This window comes from Sorangium sp. So ce327 (assembly GCF_051530205.1).
Taxonomy (GTDB): domain Bacteria; phylum Myxococcota_A; class Polyangia; order Polyangiales; family Polyangiaceae; genus Sorangium; species Sorangium cellulosum_B.
The window spans coordinates 5,861,070-5,875,672 of record NZ_CP150330.1 but is presented as its reverse complement, the minus strand read 5'-3'; the positions used below and the strand labels follow the sequence as shown (position 1 = coordinate 5,875,672).

At 71.6% G+C, this 14,603-nt stretch carries 8 protein-coding genes; 5 read left to right on the top strand and 3 right to left on the bottom strand.

All coding sequences use genetic code 11. From position 1 onward, the window contains the following. Window positions 1-66: 66 nt before the first annotated feature. The gene (locus tag WME95_RS22055) at window positions 67-1,281 is read right to left on the bottom strand and encodes a Fic family protein (protein ID WP_437910433.1); all 1,215 of its coding nucleotides are present in this window, start codon (window positions 1,279-1,281) and stop codon (window positions 67-69) included. On the opposite strand from WME95_RS22055, the gene WME95_RS22050 reads away from it, so the two are divergent. Beyond that, entirely contained in the window at window positions 1,262-2,299 is a 1,038-nt protein-coding gene (locus WME95_RS22050) for a hypothetical protein (protein ID WP_437910432.1), read from the top strand. The two genes, WME95_RS22055 and WME95_RS22050, sit on opposite strands and share 20 nt — an antisense overlap. Here the strand turns inward: WME95_RS22050 and WME95_RS22045 are convergent. Continuing rightward, on the bottom strand, window positions 2,236-7,533 hold the full coding sequence (locus tag WME95_RS22045; protein ID WP_437910431.1) for a protein kinase domain-containing protein: 5,298 nt from the start codon (window positions 7,531-7,533) through the stop codon (window positions 2,236-2,238). The genes WME95_RS22050 and WME95_RS22045 overlap by 64 nt on opposite strands. Window positions 7,534-7,852: 319 nt before the next feature. On the opposite strand from WME95_RS22045, the gene WME95_RS22040 reads away from it, so the two are divergent. The 4 genes from WME95_RS22040 to WME95_RS22025 all read left to right on the top strand — a co-directional run bounded on the left by WME95_RS22040 (window position 7,853) and on the right by WME95_RS22025 (window position 13,607). Further along, window positions 7,853-8,152 carry an FtsB family cell division protein gene (locus WME95_RS22040; protein WP_437300928.1) on the top strand — a complete coding sequence of 100 codons (300 nt, stop codon included), beginning with the start codon at window positions 7,853-7,855 and terminating at the stop codon, window positions 8,150-8,152. 279 nt (window positions 8,153-8,431) lie between these two features. Further along, window positions 8,432-10,066, top strand: coding sequence for a hypothetical protein (locus tag WME95_RS22035; RefSeq protein WP_437910430.1), 1,635 nt, complete (start codon window positions 8,432-8,434; stop codon window positions 10,064-10,066). Window positions 10,067-10,556: 490 nt separating this feature from the next. Further along, a complete protein-coding gene (locus tag WME95_RS22030; RefSeq protein ID WP_437910429.1) occupies window positions 10,557-12,125 on the top strand; it encodes a pre-peptidase C-terminal domain-containing protein in 1,569 nt (522 codons plus the stop codon). Between the two features lie 363 nt (window positions 12,126-12,488). Then, window positions 12,489-13,607, top strand: coding sequence for a DUF1566 domain-containing protein (locus WME95_RS22025; RefSeq protein WP_437910428.1), 1,119 nt, complete (start codon window positions 12,489-12,491; stop codon window positions 13,605-13,607). 97 nt (window positions 13,608-13,704) lie between these two features. Here WME95_RS22025 and WME95_RS22020 read toward each other — a convergent pair whose 3' ends face one another. Then, window positions 13,705-14,583, bottom strand: a complete 879-nt coding sequence (locus tag WME95_RS22020) for a class I SAM-dependent methyltransferase (RefSeq protein WP_437910427.1) — start codon at window positions 14,581-14,583, stop codon at window positions 13,705-13,707. Window positions 14,584-14,603: the final 20 nt, after the last annotated feature.

Sequence of the window (14,603 nt, the reverse complement as noted above, 5' to 3'; positions counted from 1 at the left end):
GCGGGCGGTCGGCGCGCGCCTCGCCCCGTCAGGACGAGGTCTCGCGCGCGACCGCCCTCTGCCGTTTCAGCTGACGAAGGCGCGCTTCCGCGTCTCATGCTCATCGAGGAGCTTCTCGACGCTCGCGAGCGCGTTTTCCACCGACTCTTGCACCATCTGCAGCACCGTCGTCGCCGAGCCCTTCAGCGCCTCGTAGTAGCGCTGCCGCTCGGTCGAGTGGATGATCGACGGAGGCAGGCCCGTGCGGAGCAGCAGCATGTTCATGAACAGCCTCGCGACCTTGCCGCTGTCGTTCGGGAACGGGTAGACCCGCAGCAGATCGTAGTGCGCGCGCGCAGCGATCCGGATGCCGTTCCGCGTCTTCCGCGTCTCGGGGTCGTTCAGCCAGTCGATGATCTGACGCACCTTGTAGGCGATCTTGTCCGGCGGAGCGTACTCGTGGAAGTAGAGCCGGTGCTGGGGGATATCCTTGCGGTATTTCACCGTCTTGAGGTCCCCCTCCTCCGGATGGAGGATCAGGTACAGCTTCTTCATGCAGTCGAGCGTGAGCGGGGCCCGCTTGTTCTCGCCCTGCTCGCGCACGTACGCGATGGCCTCCTTGTGCCGCCGGATGTCATCGTACGTCGGCTGAAGGCTCGAGTCCGTCACGAGCGGCGCCGGGCCGGCGAGGGCCGCGCGCAGCTCGTCGAACGTGTAGACCACCCCTTCGAGCGCGCTGTCGTGGTAAATCCACGACATATCGAGGCTGTCGATGTAGCGCCGCCGGAAGTCCTCCGACTGCGCGCTCAACCGCTGCTCGATGATCGCGCTGCGCTCCTCGATGGTGGCGCGCCGAGGCGGCGGCAGCATCGGCAGCGGCAGGGTGACCACCCGCGGCGCCTCCCGGAGCGGGGCGCGACCCGGACGGCGCTCGATCGACGCCCCGGCGCTCTTCCCCTTCGCCACGCCCGGCCGCGCGCTCTTCTTGTCGACGACCGGCTTGTCGCTCGTGCGTGACGGCCTGTCGCTCGTGCGCGACGGCCTGTCGCTCGTGCGCGACGGCCTGTCGCTCGCCCGGCGCGGTCGCTCGGCCTCGCCCGGCTCGGCCTGCTCCCTGACGTCCTTGAGCTTCAGCTTCTCCTTGAGCTTCAGCTTCTCCTTGGGCTTCGGCTGGTCGTCGAGCCTCAGCTTCAGCTTCTTGCGGAGCTTCGTCGGCTCCGCCGCCGGCGCCGCGAGCGCCCGCTCGGAGCGCGCCGCGATCTTTCTCCGGACGAGCCTCGGCTTGGCGGCCTTGACCCGCACGAGCCTCGGCTTGGTGGCCTTGGCCCGCGCGACCTTCGTCTTCGCGGCCTTCGCCTTCCGCGCCCGCCCGGCGACCGCCCTGGTCTTCGCGGCCCTGGCCTTCGCGGCCCTCGGCTTTGCGACCCTGGCGCGGGTCACCCTGGCCTTCGTGGCCTTGGCCCTCGCCGTCTTCGCCCGCGTCGCCTTGGCCTTCGCCGCCCTCGCCTTGACCTTCGTGGCCCTGGCCTTCGCCCTGGCCTTGGTGGTCCTGAGCTTGGCGGCGGCGCGCGTCGACCTGGCCTTCGTCCTGGCCGCGGCCTTCTTCGCCTTGGAAGCGCTTGTTCGCTTCGCGGCCGCGCGGGTGGCCTTCTTCGCCCTCCCGACCGCCGTTTTCTTCCTCGCGCCCGCACGGGTTGCCCGCGCCGGTGCGCGCGCCGCCTTGCGCCGCGCCGGGGCCGCCGACTTGCGGGCGGTCGCCCGTTTTGTCGTGGTTTTCCGGCGCTTTGCCGCCTTCACGGCAGCGGTGCGTCGCGCAGCAGGACGAGAGGACGCGGCCTTCCGCTTCGGCTTGCGCGCGGCTGAGCGGGCGGCAGGCTTTGCCTTCCGCGTCCGCGCTGTCGAGGCTGCTCGCCTCGAGCTTGCCGCGCTGGCCTTGGTCGCTCTCTTCCGGTCTTTTTTCGAAGTTTTTCGGGTCTTCTTTGCCGCCATGGGCGTGCTTTCACACAATCGCTCAGGCTGCCCGCTGCCACGCTGCGGCGAGCTAACATACGATCGAAAAGGCCTAATGCCGGCCAGCAGCCTAGCAATTTGGGGATTTATCCGTCAACCAGTCCGGTGCGGAAGTGGGCAGGAAGCGACATCCCGCAGCTGGATCGTCAATGATCCAGTTGACCGGCTCTGCCAGATCGCGCGCGCGGTCCTGCCTGGCGTAGCTCGAGGCCGGGCGCGAGCGCTCCGCGACCGAGGGGCCGGCCCTCAGCTATCGATGTTGATGCCGAGCCGCTGCCGGACGGCGAAGTATTCCTCGCTGGCCGCGTAGAGCGTGAGCTCCTTGAGCCTCTCCTTGTGGGGGAGGGCGGCGCTCGCCTCGTCGGTCGCCTTGATCATCTCCTGCGCCAGCTCGAGGTCGTTGGCGAGGAGGAAGCCCGCGCGGTCGGCCGTCAGATCGACGCCGGACACCCAGCGCTTCAGGTCGATGGCGCCGGCCTGGAGCAGCTTCGTCACGGCGCTCGCGAGCTGATCGCGCGCAGGCCCGACGAGGATGGGCTCCAGGACCGCCAGGTCCTCCATCACCGGCCCCTCCAGCTCCTTCGCGATCGGGAACGTGGGCGAGATGAGCTTGATCGCCGCGAACAGCCAGGCGCGCAGGCCGGTGCCCGTCGGCACCAGGTGCCGGAGGTACATGCCCGGGCGGTAGTAGGTGAGGTGGCGGGCCGCGATGAACGCGGCGGCCTGCGTGGGCAGGTCCATCTGGAGCGCCGCGGCGCCGAGCACGATCGCCGGGACGTGCGCGTGGAGGAACGAGACGCCGCCGCCGTCGTTCGGATCCTGGAACGTGAGCGGCGGCGCGAGGCCCAGCACACCCGCCGCGTAGTAGAGCGTCTGCGACATCGGGTAGGGGTGGCGCGAGAGATCGAGCTGGTAGGCGAGCTGGTAACCGAGCTCCTCCAGCGGCTGCCCGTTCTTCCTGAGCACGGCCGGCTCGATGACGCCGAAGACCGCGGTCAGGAGCGGATCCGCGTCGGGGTGGACGAGCGTGGTCGCCCACGCGTGGTCGTCGAGCGGCTGCTGCGCCGCCGCGGCCGTGTCGGGGCGCAGGCGCCGGAAGAAGCGCTCCTCGTCCGGCTCGGCGGCGCTGAGGCAGCAGAGCACCTGGCACAGACAGAAGGCCGCGTCGGCGCGCTTCGCCTCGGTGTACATCTTCCGGAGCAGCCGGTACGCGTCCGGCTTGTACGGGTTGCGCCGCAGGATCGGGGCCTGCGCGGCCACCGCCTTGTCCAGGTACTCCGCCGGGTTGCTCGCGTAGAGGTTCGCCAGGAGCTCGTTCCGCGCCTCGCTGTCCGGATCGAGCGTCTGCGCCGCCTCGTAGGCGTCGATCGCCTCGCTGATCCAGCCGAGCTTGTCCTTGTAGACGGCGCCCAGCCGGTCGAACGTCTCGAGCATCTTCGCCGTGTCGTTCTCCTCGGTCGCCCTGTCGAGCTCGACCTTGAGCAGGCGCTCCACCTCCTCGTGGTCACCCTTCTCGCCGCGGAGGTCGATCGCCTCCGCGAGCGCCCGGGTGAGGGACGGGTCGAGCGCCAGCACCTCGTCGTAGAACGTGGCGGCCCGGTCGAGATCGCCGAGCTGCCGCGCGCTCACGATCGCCGCCGTGTGCAGGTACTTCGCCTTCTGCCGGCTGTCGTCGATCTTGGCGGCGAGCTTGAGGACGATGTCGACGAGCTTCGACCAGTCCTTCTCCTCGCTGTAGAGCTGCATCAGCTTGGTGAGGATCTTCCGGTCGTCCGGGCGCTCGTCCAGCGCTGCCACGTAGCTCTTCGCGGCGCGCGCCCGGTCGTGGAGGTGCGCCGCCAGCAGGTCGCCGATCTCGAGCAGGAGCGCGCTCCGCTCCTCGCCGGTCACCACGTCGAGCCGCCGGTGCTTGACGCGCACGACCTCCTCCCAGTCCCCCTTGGCCTCGAAGACCCTGGAGAGCAGGGCGAGCGGGGCAGGGGACTCCGGGAGGAGATCGGCGGCGCCGTTCAGCGCGGCCACCGCGCCGTCCGGGTCGCCGGCCGCGAGCCTCGCCTCGCCGAGCCCGAGGAGCGCCTCGGCCCGATCGCGCTCCGGCAGGCCGGCGCCGAAGCGGTCCACGAGGCGGCCGTAGAGCTCCGCGGCCTCCTTCTCCCTGCCCGCGTCGAGGTTGACCCTTGCGGCCCGCGAGAGCGCCGCCGGATCGTCCGGCGCGAGCGCGAGCAGCGCCTTCACGGTGCCGATCGCCTTGCCGCTCGAGCCGCTCTTGCCGAGCGCGTCGACATAGCGGAGCAGCAGCTTGAGCCCCTGCTCCTTCGGCAGGACGTCGACCCGGCTCGCCAGGAGCTCGTAGTGCCGCGCCGCCTCGAGGAAGCGGCCCGCCTCGAACGCGAGATCGCCCGAGATCATGAGCCCGAGCACGCCCGTCGGATCGAGATCGACCGCCCTCGTCGCCGCCTCCGCGGCGCGCCCGTCGTCCTTGAGGCGCTCGCGGAGGAGCAGCGCCATCTCGCCGTACAGGCGGCCCTTGGCGAGGTTGCCCTCCGCGACCTCGGCCTCGCGCGCGATGAGCTCGACGGCGCTCGTCGCGTCGCCCCGGGCGAGGTAGGCCGCGCGCAGCGCCGAGGACGCGCCCGCGTTCTGCGGCTGCGCTTCGAGGGCCATCTTGTAGCGCTCGATCGCCCCGTCCCGATCGCCCTTCTCCTCGAGCAGCTTCGCCGCGCGGATCCAGAGATCGGCCCTGCTCTCCGCGGTCTTCGCCGTCGCCGCGAGCGACTCGATCGCGCTCAGCGCCGCCGCGGCGTCGCCCGTCGCGGCCCGCACGTGCGCGAGCGACTCCAGGGCCCCGGCGTGGTGGGGATCGATCGCGAGCACCCGCTCATAGGCCTTGCGCGCGCGCTCGGGCGAGCCGACCTGATCGAGGAGCACGCGCCCCATCGCGAGCAGCAGCTCCTCCCGGCGCTTGTCGTCGGGCACGATGCCGAGCTGCCGCTCGTAGAGCGACACCACGTCCTCCCAGCGCTCGAGGGCGCGGTAGTGCCGCCCGAGCGCGGCGAGCGAGCCCTCGTGCGCGCCGTCGATCCTGAGGATCGCCTCGAGGGCCTCGGCCGCCTTCGCGTGATCGAGGAACTCCTCGTCGTGGATGCCGGCGATCCGCTCGTAGAGGTTGATCTTCTGGCGCGGCGTCGCGCTGACGTCGATCTGTCGCGCCAGGTTCTGGAGGAGCGCCGCGTAGCTGCCGGCGCGGCTGTGGATGCGATCGAGCCCGCGCAGGGCGGTCAGGCTGGCCGGATCGAGCTCGAGCGCCGCCTCGTAGCGGCGCGTCGCCTCGCCCAGGTCGCCGAGCCGGTCCTCGTAGAGCTCGGCGAGCTTGCACATCGTGTCGACGCGCTCCTCGCCCCGCAGCGCCTCCGCGCGCCGCTCGAGGATCCTGGCGTAGCCCGCGTGATCCTCGGCGCGCCGGTAGATCCTGAGCAGCGCCTCGCACGTCCTCGTGTGCCCGGGGTCCTCGGTGAAGATCTGCTCGTAGAGGTCACGCGCGCGGCCCGCGTCGCTCAGCTTCGTCTCGAGGAGCTCGGCCGCCGCGGCGCGGAGGTCGCGCGCCTCCCCCGGGGTCGCGGCGCGATCGGCCCGCGAGAGCAGCACCTGGACGAGCTCCTGCCACTGCTGGGCGCGGCGGTAGACCTGCGAGAGCCCCTCCAGCGCCTCCTCGTTCGCGGGGTCGAGCCCGAGCACGAACTGGAAGCACGGGATCCCGAGGTCCGCCCGCGCGATCTTCTCCGCATACCAGGGCCCGAGCCGGTTGAAGAGCGCGAGCTTCGCCTCGGCCGGCATCGCCTCGTCGGTGCTCGCCTGGCTCAGGATCTGGAGCGCCTCGGACCAGACCTTCATGTCGTTGCCCGCCGCGCGCTCCAGGTCGACGGCGTACGCGTCCTGCTCGGGATCCTGGGCGAGCGCCTGGGCGAAGGCGAACACCCCCTGGTCCTTGTCGTCGAGCTCCTGCACGTACAGGTGCCCGATCTCGTTGAGCGCCCGGGCGCGCTCGCCGGCGGTCTCGGCGCGCTCGCTCCGCTGGAGGAGCATCTCCACGAGCTCCTCGTGCTTGCCCAGCGCCTTGCGGAGCTCCTCGAGCGCGCTGAAGGCGATGTCGTCGCCCGGGGCGAGCTCGAGGAGGCGCAGGTAGACCGCCTCCGCCTTGTCGTGCAGCCGCCCCTTCTCGTAGATCCTGGCCGCCCGGAAGTGCAGGAGCTTCTTCGCCGCGACGGCCTGGTCGTCGCCCTGCCCTGGCGTCGAGCCCGCGTCGATCTGCTCCGAGGCCATCACGAGCGCCTCGGCCACGCGCCCCGGGTCGGCTCCCCGATCGACGGCCGCCTCGACGGCGAGCGCGAGCTCCGTGTCCATGGGGCTCGCGACGAGCCGATCGATGAGGTCGTTCAGCTGCGCGCCCTCGATCGCCGACTCCTGCTGCTGCGGCTTGCCCAGCGGCTCGATCGCGTCGAGCACCGCGCGCGTCCCCCTCGGCCGGGCGTCCTGCGCTTTCGCGAGCAGGCGCCCCGAGAGCTCGTCGATGTCCTTGCCCACCCAGCCGCGCGGCGCGACCGCGCTCGGCGGCGGCGGCGGCTCGATGAGGTGGGCGACGGCGATGTCGACCGCGGCGGCGCCCGAGAACACGGGCTTGCCTGTGAGGAGCTCGAAGAGCAGCGCGCCGAAGGCGTAGAGATCGCTCGCGGGGCCGACGCTCTCGCCGCGCAGCTGCTCGGGGCTGGCCGCCTCGACGAGCTCCGGGCTGGACCACCCGGCGCCGAGCCGATCGCCGCCGACGTCGACGAGGATCGGGAGCGGCTCCCCGTCCTCGCCGCGGGCCACGACGACGTTCTCGAGCTTGAGCGCGCCGTGGACGAGGCGCTGCTCGTGGAGCGCGGCGAGCCCGCCGAGGATCCCGCGGAGCAGCGGCTTCGCCTCGTTGATGTGGAGCGGCCCCGAGCGCGCGAGGCGCGCCGAGAGCGGCAACCCGTCGACGTGCGCGTACGCCACGAACGCCCGGCCGCCCACGATCCCCGCGTCGATGCCGCTCGCCAGGTTCTCGTGGTGCACCTGCGCGGCCAGGCGGACGTGGGTGAGGTACCTGCGCACCGCCCGGCTGTCCCGGGTCGCCTCGCGCCGGAGCACCTTGAGCGTCCGCGGCTCGGTCCCCCGGGTCGCCGCGTAGACGAGGCCCCGGGGGCCCTCGCCGATTTTTCTCGTGACGATGTAGTCGCCGAACGCCTCGCCGGGCCCGATCTCCTCGGGCAGGCCGAGCCCATGGACGCCGAGGGCGCGGACGCGCGCGTCGACCTCTGCGCGTGAGGCGATGACGGCATCGATCAACGCATCGATGGCGTCGCGCTCGACGCAATGATCCGTGAGGGCGCGCGCGAAGGAGGCCTTGGAGGCGCTGCCCCCGATCTCGGCCGGGCTGAAGCCGAGGAGGTCGGACGACAGGGCCATCAGTTCATCGAGCGAAAAGAGGCGCTCGAGCTCGCCTCGGACGATATCAATCGACATGGGACTCCTCGGGCCGAGCCCTCGTGCCGGCGTTGCGCGCGCAGCGGACCTGCCGGACGGCGGGGGACGTGGGTCATGCTAGCGAAGCTTGGGGCTCCATGCGACATCCGACGAACGCCTGTTTTGCAGGGGGATCCGGCCGCGCGCGGCGCGACGGCGGCGCTCGACGTGGGCGCAATCGACGTCGATCGACGTGGCGTGCGGGGCCCTGCTCACCGCGCCTGCCCCGCCGGGAGGCCGGGTAACCGGGTAAAAGATAACGCGGAGTTGCAGGAACCCTGGAGGAAAGTTGACAGGAGCGCGGAGGACGTGCGAGCGGATGTCTGTGCGTCGAATAGCGCAGTTCCTGGAGCGGACCCTCCCCATCGCGGTGCTCATCGTCGCCGTCGTGGGCGCACCGATCATGATCTTCTCGCCGCAGGGGCTGCCCCGCCTGCGGGAGCTCGAGAGAGAGCTCGCCGACGTCGAGGAGGAGAATGCCGAGCTCGGGCGGCAAATCGAGGCGCTCCGCGGCAAGGTGGCGCGCCTGCGCGACGATCCGACCGCCGTGGAGAGGATCGCGCGCGACAACCTGGGTCTCGTGCGGCAGAGCGAGGTGGTCTTTCAGTTCTCCCGCTGAGGACTCCGGGTCTCTCGGTCCTCCCCTGGCCTGCTGTCCTATCGGCCACACGGCTCCGCCGCGGAGGCGCTCGGCGCCAGGACGTGAGCCAGCGCTCGGCGCGAGCCCATGAGCTCGCCTGGCTCTCTCCCTCGCCCAGCGCGCGCCACCCGGCCGCCTGGGGTGGTGAGGGAGCGGGCCCGCTGGCCGCTCGCCGCCCGTCCAGAAGGAGCAGCGTCCGTCGTGATCGGATGCGGGGCGCTGCACGCTGGCAGCGTCCTTTCTGGTATTGTGCAGCGAGTGTCGCTAGACCTGGGCCGCCTCCTCATCGCCGCCGGCGCCGTCTCCAAGGCTGAGGTCGAAGCCGCCCTCTTCGTGGCGGTCCTGCGGGGCATCCCGTTCCCTCGCGCCCTGATCGACCGCGCCGCCCTCAGCGAGCGCGCCCTGGAGGAGGAGCTCGATCGCAACGGCGGCCTCGCGCTCCGGCAAGTCGTCGGCGCCCGCGATCTCGTCGCGCGCTTGCCGCGCGCCATGTGCCGCCGCCTCGGCGCCGTCCCGATCCGCATCGATCCCGGCGTCGGCACCATCGACGTCGCGGCGGCCGATCCGCTCGATCGCCACATCGCCGACGAGTTCAGCTTCCACCTCGGCGCGCCGGTGCGCATCTTTCGCGCGCCGATCACGGCGATCGAGGAGGCCATCCGCGCCCTCGATCTCGACGAGCGGGAGCAGGTCCCCGCCCGCGCGCGGCGCGCGACCCCGGCGTTTCCGCACGGCGCGCCCCAGTCGACCATCCCGCCGCCGCCGTCGTCCGAGGTGCCCATCCCGCTGATCCGTCGCTCCTCGGTCCCGTCGTTCGACGAGGCGAGCCTGGTCGATGCGCCGAGCGGCAAGCATGGCCACCGCGGAGCGGCGCAGAACGGTCACGCTCAGCGCGCGGACACGCCGGCGGCGCACGAGGACGCGATCCTGCCGCTCCGCCAAGCCAAGGCGGCCCCCGGCGCGCGCGGCTCTCCCTCGAGCGCACGCCGCTCAGCGGACGCCGAACGCGGCGCCGGCGGGAGGGCGACCGGGCGTCAGGCGGCCCTGCGCGCGCCGGCGGTCGAGCCGCCGGCCGTCTCCTTTCCGCCGCCGCCCGTGGAGATCTCGCCGCCCTTCAAGCTGCTCGCCTCGATCCTGCCCCAGGCCTCGCCCGGCCCCGACCGCGCGCCGGACAGCGCCGGGCGGGAGCCGGCCCCCTCGACGCGGCGCCTCGGCCGGCTGCCGCTCGACGCGCCCTCCGGCCTCGCGCCGCGCTCGCGCCGCCGCTCCGTCGATGCGGAGGCCCCGTCGCCTGGAAGCGGCAGGGCTCGCCCGGAGAGCGCCGCGCCGCCGTCGAGCAGGCGCTCCGGGCGGCTCCCGGCGCTGCCCCCCGCGCCCGAGCCGGAGCTCGGCGATCCCCTCGACGACGATCCGCCGCCGCAGCCCTTCGTCGATCTGAGCGACGTCATCGACGCGCTGTACCTCGCGCGCACGCGCGACGACGTCATCCGGCTCGCGCTCCGGGGGCTGCGGCTGTTCGCCGGGCGTGTCGCCATCTTCGCCGCGCACCGCGGGGTCTTTCGTGGGTTCGCGTGCAACGCGGAGTTCGGCGACCAGGAGGCGCTGCGCAAGCTCTCCCTCCCGATGGATCAGCCGAGCGTGCTCGCCACGGCCGTGGCGACCCACCTCTACGTCGGCCCGATCCCCGGCACCCCCACCCACGCGCCGCTGCTCGACGTCATGGTCAACCCGAGCCTCGACGTCGCCGCCGTCGCCGTGCAGGTCGTCGGCCGGCCCGCGATGATCCTGGTCGCCGATCGGATCCTCGACACCTCGAGCGGCTCGCGCCGGATGGTCGAGCTCGCGCGCGCCGTCGGCGAGGCCTTCAGCCGGATCCTGTCGGCGCGCGGGTGAGCGCCCGCCGTCGTCCCGCGCGACGAGCGCTGCGCGCCGTCCCGACGCTGCCCTGAAGGATCGCGCCGCGATCGGCGCTCGCGGACGTGCCCGCGGGCCGTCGGCTGCCGCGGCGCTCGCAGCTGCGCCCGCGCGCGCTGCGTTGCAGCCGTCGCGTTGCATGCGTGCGTTCCGCGCCTTTCATCGACGCAACGGAGGCAGGAGGATCCCGATGCTTGTCCTGGTGCAAGTACGCGTCGCACTAGCTCAAGATGTGTTGTTTTCCAGTGTGTCTGTCCGACGTGATCTGTTCGCTTCGCGTGGTACAGGAATTTTCCTGTGACAAGGGAACCGTGTCCGCTCTCTTCGAAATTTTTTACAACCATGAACCCTTTTTATGAACGGCGGTCAGATTTGGCTATCCGACTGAGGGTCAAATCGGGTTAAGGCATTTGGGTCTCATCGAGTTCGCGTGGACAGCGTGATTCGCCTCCCCCGAAAGGAGCTCCAAATGCATCCTGCAAAGACGCACGAGAGCAATGTGATCGCCCGTAAGCTCGTTCTGGTGATCGCTGGTTTGACCGCTGCCGCGGCCGGTTGCTCGGCAGACGTCGGCGGCGCCGACACCGAGGAAGTTGGCACGAATCAGCTGGGATTTGAGCGATTCGAGCGGACGGTGTTCCGGGAGCCTGACACCGGCATCTACATTGTTAACGGGGACACGCCGGTCGTAGATATCAAGCATCTGCGCGAGTTCTGGGAGGCGCATGTGCGCGGTGGTGCGCTGATCGTCAACCAGGAAGGCGGGGAAGACGTCATCTGGACGGCGGAGCAGCGGCACAACCTCTCGTACTGCGTGAGCACGAGATTCGGGGACAAGTACGAGGAGGTCGTGACGGCGATGGCGGATGCCGTCAAGGCATGGGAGGACGTCGCGGACGTCGACTTCATCCATGTCGAATCTGCCGACTCGCGCTGCACCTCGAGCACCAGCGAGGTCCTGTTCGACGTGAACCCCGTCAGCGCCGGCGGCCAGTACCTGGCGCGCGCCTTCTTCCCCGGCCAGTCGAGGTACTCGCGGAACGTGCTGATCGACAGGACCGCTTTCGACAGCACGCGGCCCACGATCACCGGCATTCTCCGCCACGAGCTCGGCCACACCCTTGGCTTCCGTCACGAGCACACCCGTCCTGAGTCGGGCACCTGCTTCGAGGACGACAACTGGCGTTCCCTCACCGAGTACGACGGCGCGTCCGTCATGCACTATCCCCAGTGCAACGGCACAGGCGACAGCACGCTCGTCCTCACGGAGAAGGACGTCGCGGGCGTCCGGTCGCTCTATGGCACGTCGAGCGGAGACGGCGGTGACGGCGGAGGTGATGGAGGCGGCGGGGAGCCGCCGACCGGGGAGCCGCCGGCCGGGGAGCCGACCACCGAGAACTTCAGCGGCCGCGTCGCCCGGGGAGCCTTCGATGCGGTCGGGCCCGCCGAGGGGTTCGAGGTCGTGGCCGGGACGACCCTCACCGTCGTCATGACCGGGACCGGAGACCCCGATCTCTTCGTGAAGTTCGGTGATGCGCCGACGGCGAGAGCGTTCGATTGCCGGCCCTACCTCAGCGACGCCAACGAGACCTGCACGCTCGATGTGCCCCAGGGCCAGACGAGGGCCTTCGTCAAGGTGCACGGCTTCACGGCCTCGACCTACGACATCGAGGTGCGCTACTCCGCGCCGAAGGCGCCCGGAGGCGAGCCCGGAGGTGAGCCCGGAGGCGGCGGCACCGAGACGTCGACGAGCTTCGACGGCAGCGTCTCGCGGCGCGAGACGGCGTCCCACGGGCCAATCTCGGTGGTCCCGGGCACGACCTTCCGGGCCGTGATGAGCGGCAGCGGGGATCCCGATCTCTACGTGCGGTTCGGCGAGCAGCCCACCCTGAGCGCCTTCGACTGCCGGCCTTACCTCGACGGCGCGGACGAGACGTGCGAGCTGACGGTCCCGGAAGGGCAGTCGGAGGCCTTCCTCCTCGTGCAGGGGTACGCGGAGAGCACGTACGCGGTGAAGGTCGACTACACGACGCCGTGACGCGGCGGACCCTCGGCCCGCAAAGGCGGAGAGGGCGCCAGACGCAACCTGCGTAGAAGAGGTCGACGCGGCGGAGAGGCACCGAGGTGCACGGGATCAACCCCACTCTCCGCCGCGCGTCGTTCTTCCATCATGCTCGCTTCGCCTCTCATGGACTGACCGGCCCGCGCGGGCGGCGCGAACGCCGCCGACGCGGGCGCGGGCGCAGGCAACCGCGCGCGGGGGGGAACGAAGCGGCGGGCGGGCGGCGGGCGGCGGTGATGCGAGCCTGCAGCGCGAGGCGCCTGCGAGGAAGTCGACCCCCGCGCCCCGGTGAATGATAGGCTGCTGGCCCGGATCCTCTCCTGGCGCCGCCGCTTGCCCATGCCGAACGAGACCCCTCACGCCCTTCGCTTCACCTGGCTGTTGGCCGCGCTGCTCGTGGAGTCCGTCACGCTCGCCGGATGCATCGGAGAGCCCTTTCAGTTCGGCAGCAGCGGCGGCGGCGAACCGATCGGCGGTGGCGGCAGCGAACCGATCGGCGGCGGCGGCGGCGAGCCGATCGGCGGCGGGGGCGCCGGGGGAGGGACCGGCGGCGGAGGGCCGCCGCCCGTGCCGGTGACATGGCCGGACTCGCCGACCACGCGCTGCTCGAACGGGACCACCGTGCTCGAGGCGTGCCCAGGGCCCTCGGCGCCCTTCTTCGGACAGGACGGGAACTACGAGATCGCCGTCCCCTCCTACACAGAAGCCGACGGCGCGGTGGAAGACTCGGTGACCGGGCTCACCTGGGAAAAGGTGGTGGAGAACGGGATGTTCACGCTGGTCGGCGCGCAGGAGCACTGCGCGGCGCTCAGCGCTCAGGGCATCGGCGGCCTCTCGGACTGGCGCCTGCCGACGCGGCTCGAGCTCGTCTCCATCCTGGATTTCGGCCATGCCACGGCGTTTCCCGATATCTTCTTCACGTCCACCCAGGACAGCTTCTACTGGTCCGCGACCGACGTCGCCGCGGACAGCTCGTTCGCCTGGGGGGTGCTGGCCAGCGATGCGTCCCTCGGCTTCTTCCCGAAGGACGACACGGCCGCCGCGCGGGCGCTGTGCGTCGGAGGTGTGAAGGGGATCGCGCCGGCCGATCTCTCGCCCGGCGAGGACTGGGTGCTCGATCGCTCGACGGGGCTCGTCTGGCAGCGCCACGCCTCCCAGACCCGGTTCATCTGGAGCGACGCGCTCGCGCACTGCCAAGACCTCGGCCTCGCCGCGAAGAGCGACTGGCGGCTGCCGAGCGCGAAGGAGCTGCTCTCGATCGTCGATGATCGGCGGTCCGGGCCGGCGATCGACCTGGCGGCCTTCCCGGGGACGCCGTCCGACGTCTTCTGGTCGTCGACGCCCGCCATCGGCAGCGCGGAGAAGGCCGTCCTCGTCAACTTCACGAACGGCGCATCGCAGGACCACACGGTCCGCGATCGGCGGCTCGTGCGCTGCGTTCGCTCCGACGACGGGTGAGCGCCGCTCAGGCGCCGAGGGGCGGGTCCGATGGCGGATGGCATGCGCCGCCGCCGCCCCCCCGCTGCCCGCGATGAGCCCAGGCCGCGGCGGCGGCTCAGCCCCCGGGCTTGACGAACTTCAGGACGAAGCGGTCGCTCGTGCCCCGCTTGTCGCCCGCCACCATCGGCGAGGCGTTCCAGTCGCGCGTGTCCGCGGGGCTCCGGAGGAAGGTCGCCTCGGCCGCGAGCCGGAAGCCCGCCCGCTCGATCTCCTCGCGCACGATCTTCTCCTCGATGCGGTGGAGCGTCTTCACCTCGGTGACGCCCGTCCCGGCGCGCCCGGCATGATCGACGATCGCGAACACGCCGCCGGGCTTGAGCGCGCGGAAGACCGCGCGGTTCATCGCGGCCCGGTCCGCCTCCATCCACACCGTGTCGTGGTAGAAGAGCACGAGGAAGACGGCGTCGAGATCCCGCGCCTCGGGCGGCAACGGGTCGTCGAGCTCGCGATCGACCCGGACCACCGACTTCATCACGGGCTTCCTGAGCCGCTCGCTCCACGGCTTCTCGGCGAAGCGCTCGAGGACGAAGCGGTTGTTCTGCGCATAGACGACCCCTCCCGGCCCGACCGCCCGCGCCAGGAGCTCGGCCGAGTAGCCGCCCCCCGCCGCGAGCTCCGCGACCTTCATCCCCGGCTGAATGCCGAAGAATGCGAGCGTCTCCGCAGGCTTACGGCCGGCGTCGAGCGCCCGGTCGGCGTCCGCGCGATCGGCGGCATCGACGACGGTGCGCAGGGCAGCAGGCACCTCGACCGAGGCGACCGATAGCGGCGCCGGGGCGACCGCGTCGCCCGGGGCGGGGGCCGCGGCAGCGGGCGGCGCGTCGGGCTGAGCCGGCGGCGCGGCCGTCGGAGGCGGCGGAGCTGCGGGCGGCGAGGCGCTACACCCGGCGAGCGCGGTCAGGGCGAGGACGAGGAGAACGTGAGGGCGTCGCATGCCGCGCTGCTAACCGAGCG

Excerpts from the sequence above, each read along its gene's own strand:
- WME95_RS22040 (WP_437300928.1), top strand. The coding sequence starts at position 7,853 with ATGTCTGTGCGTCGAATAGCGCAGTTCCTGGAGCGGACCCTCCCCATC.
- WME95_RS22045 (WP_437910431.1), bottom strand. The coding sequence starts at position 7,533 with ATGTCGATTGATATCGTCCGAGGCGAGCTCGAGCGCCTCTTTTCGCTC.
- WME95_RS22025 (WP_437910428.1), top strand. The coding sequence starts at position 12,489 with ATGCCGAACGAGACCCCTCACGCCCTTCGCTTCACCTGGCTGTTGGCC.
- WME95_RS22030 (WP_437910429.1), top strand. The coding sequence starts at position 10,557 with ATGCATCCTGCAAAGACGCACGAGAGCAATGTGATCGCCCGTAAGCTC.
- WME95_RS22020 (WP_437910427.1), bottom strand. The coding sequence starts at position 14,583 with ATGCGACGCCCTCACGTTCTCCTCGTCCTCGCCCTGACCGCGCTCGCC.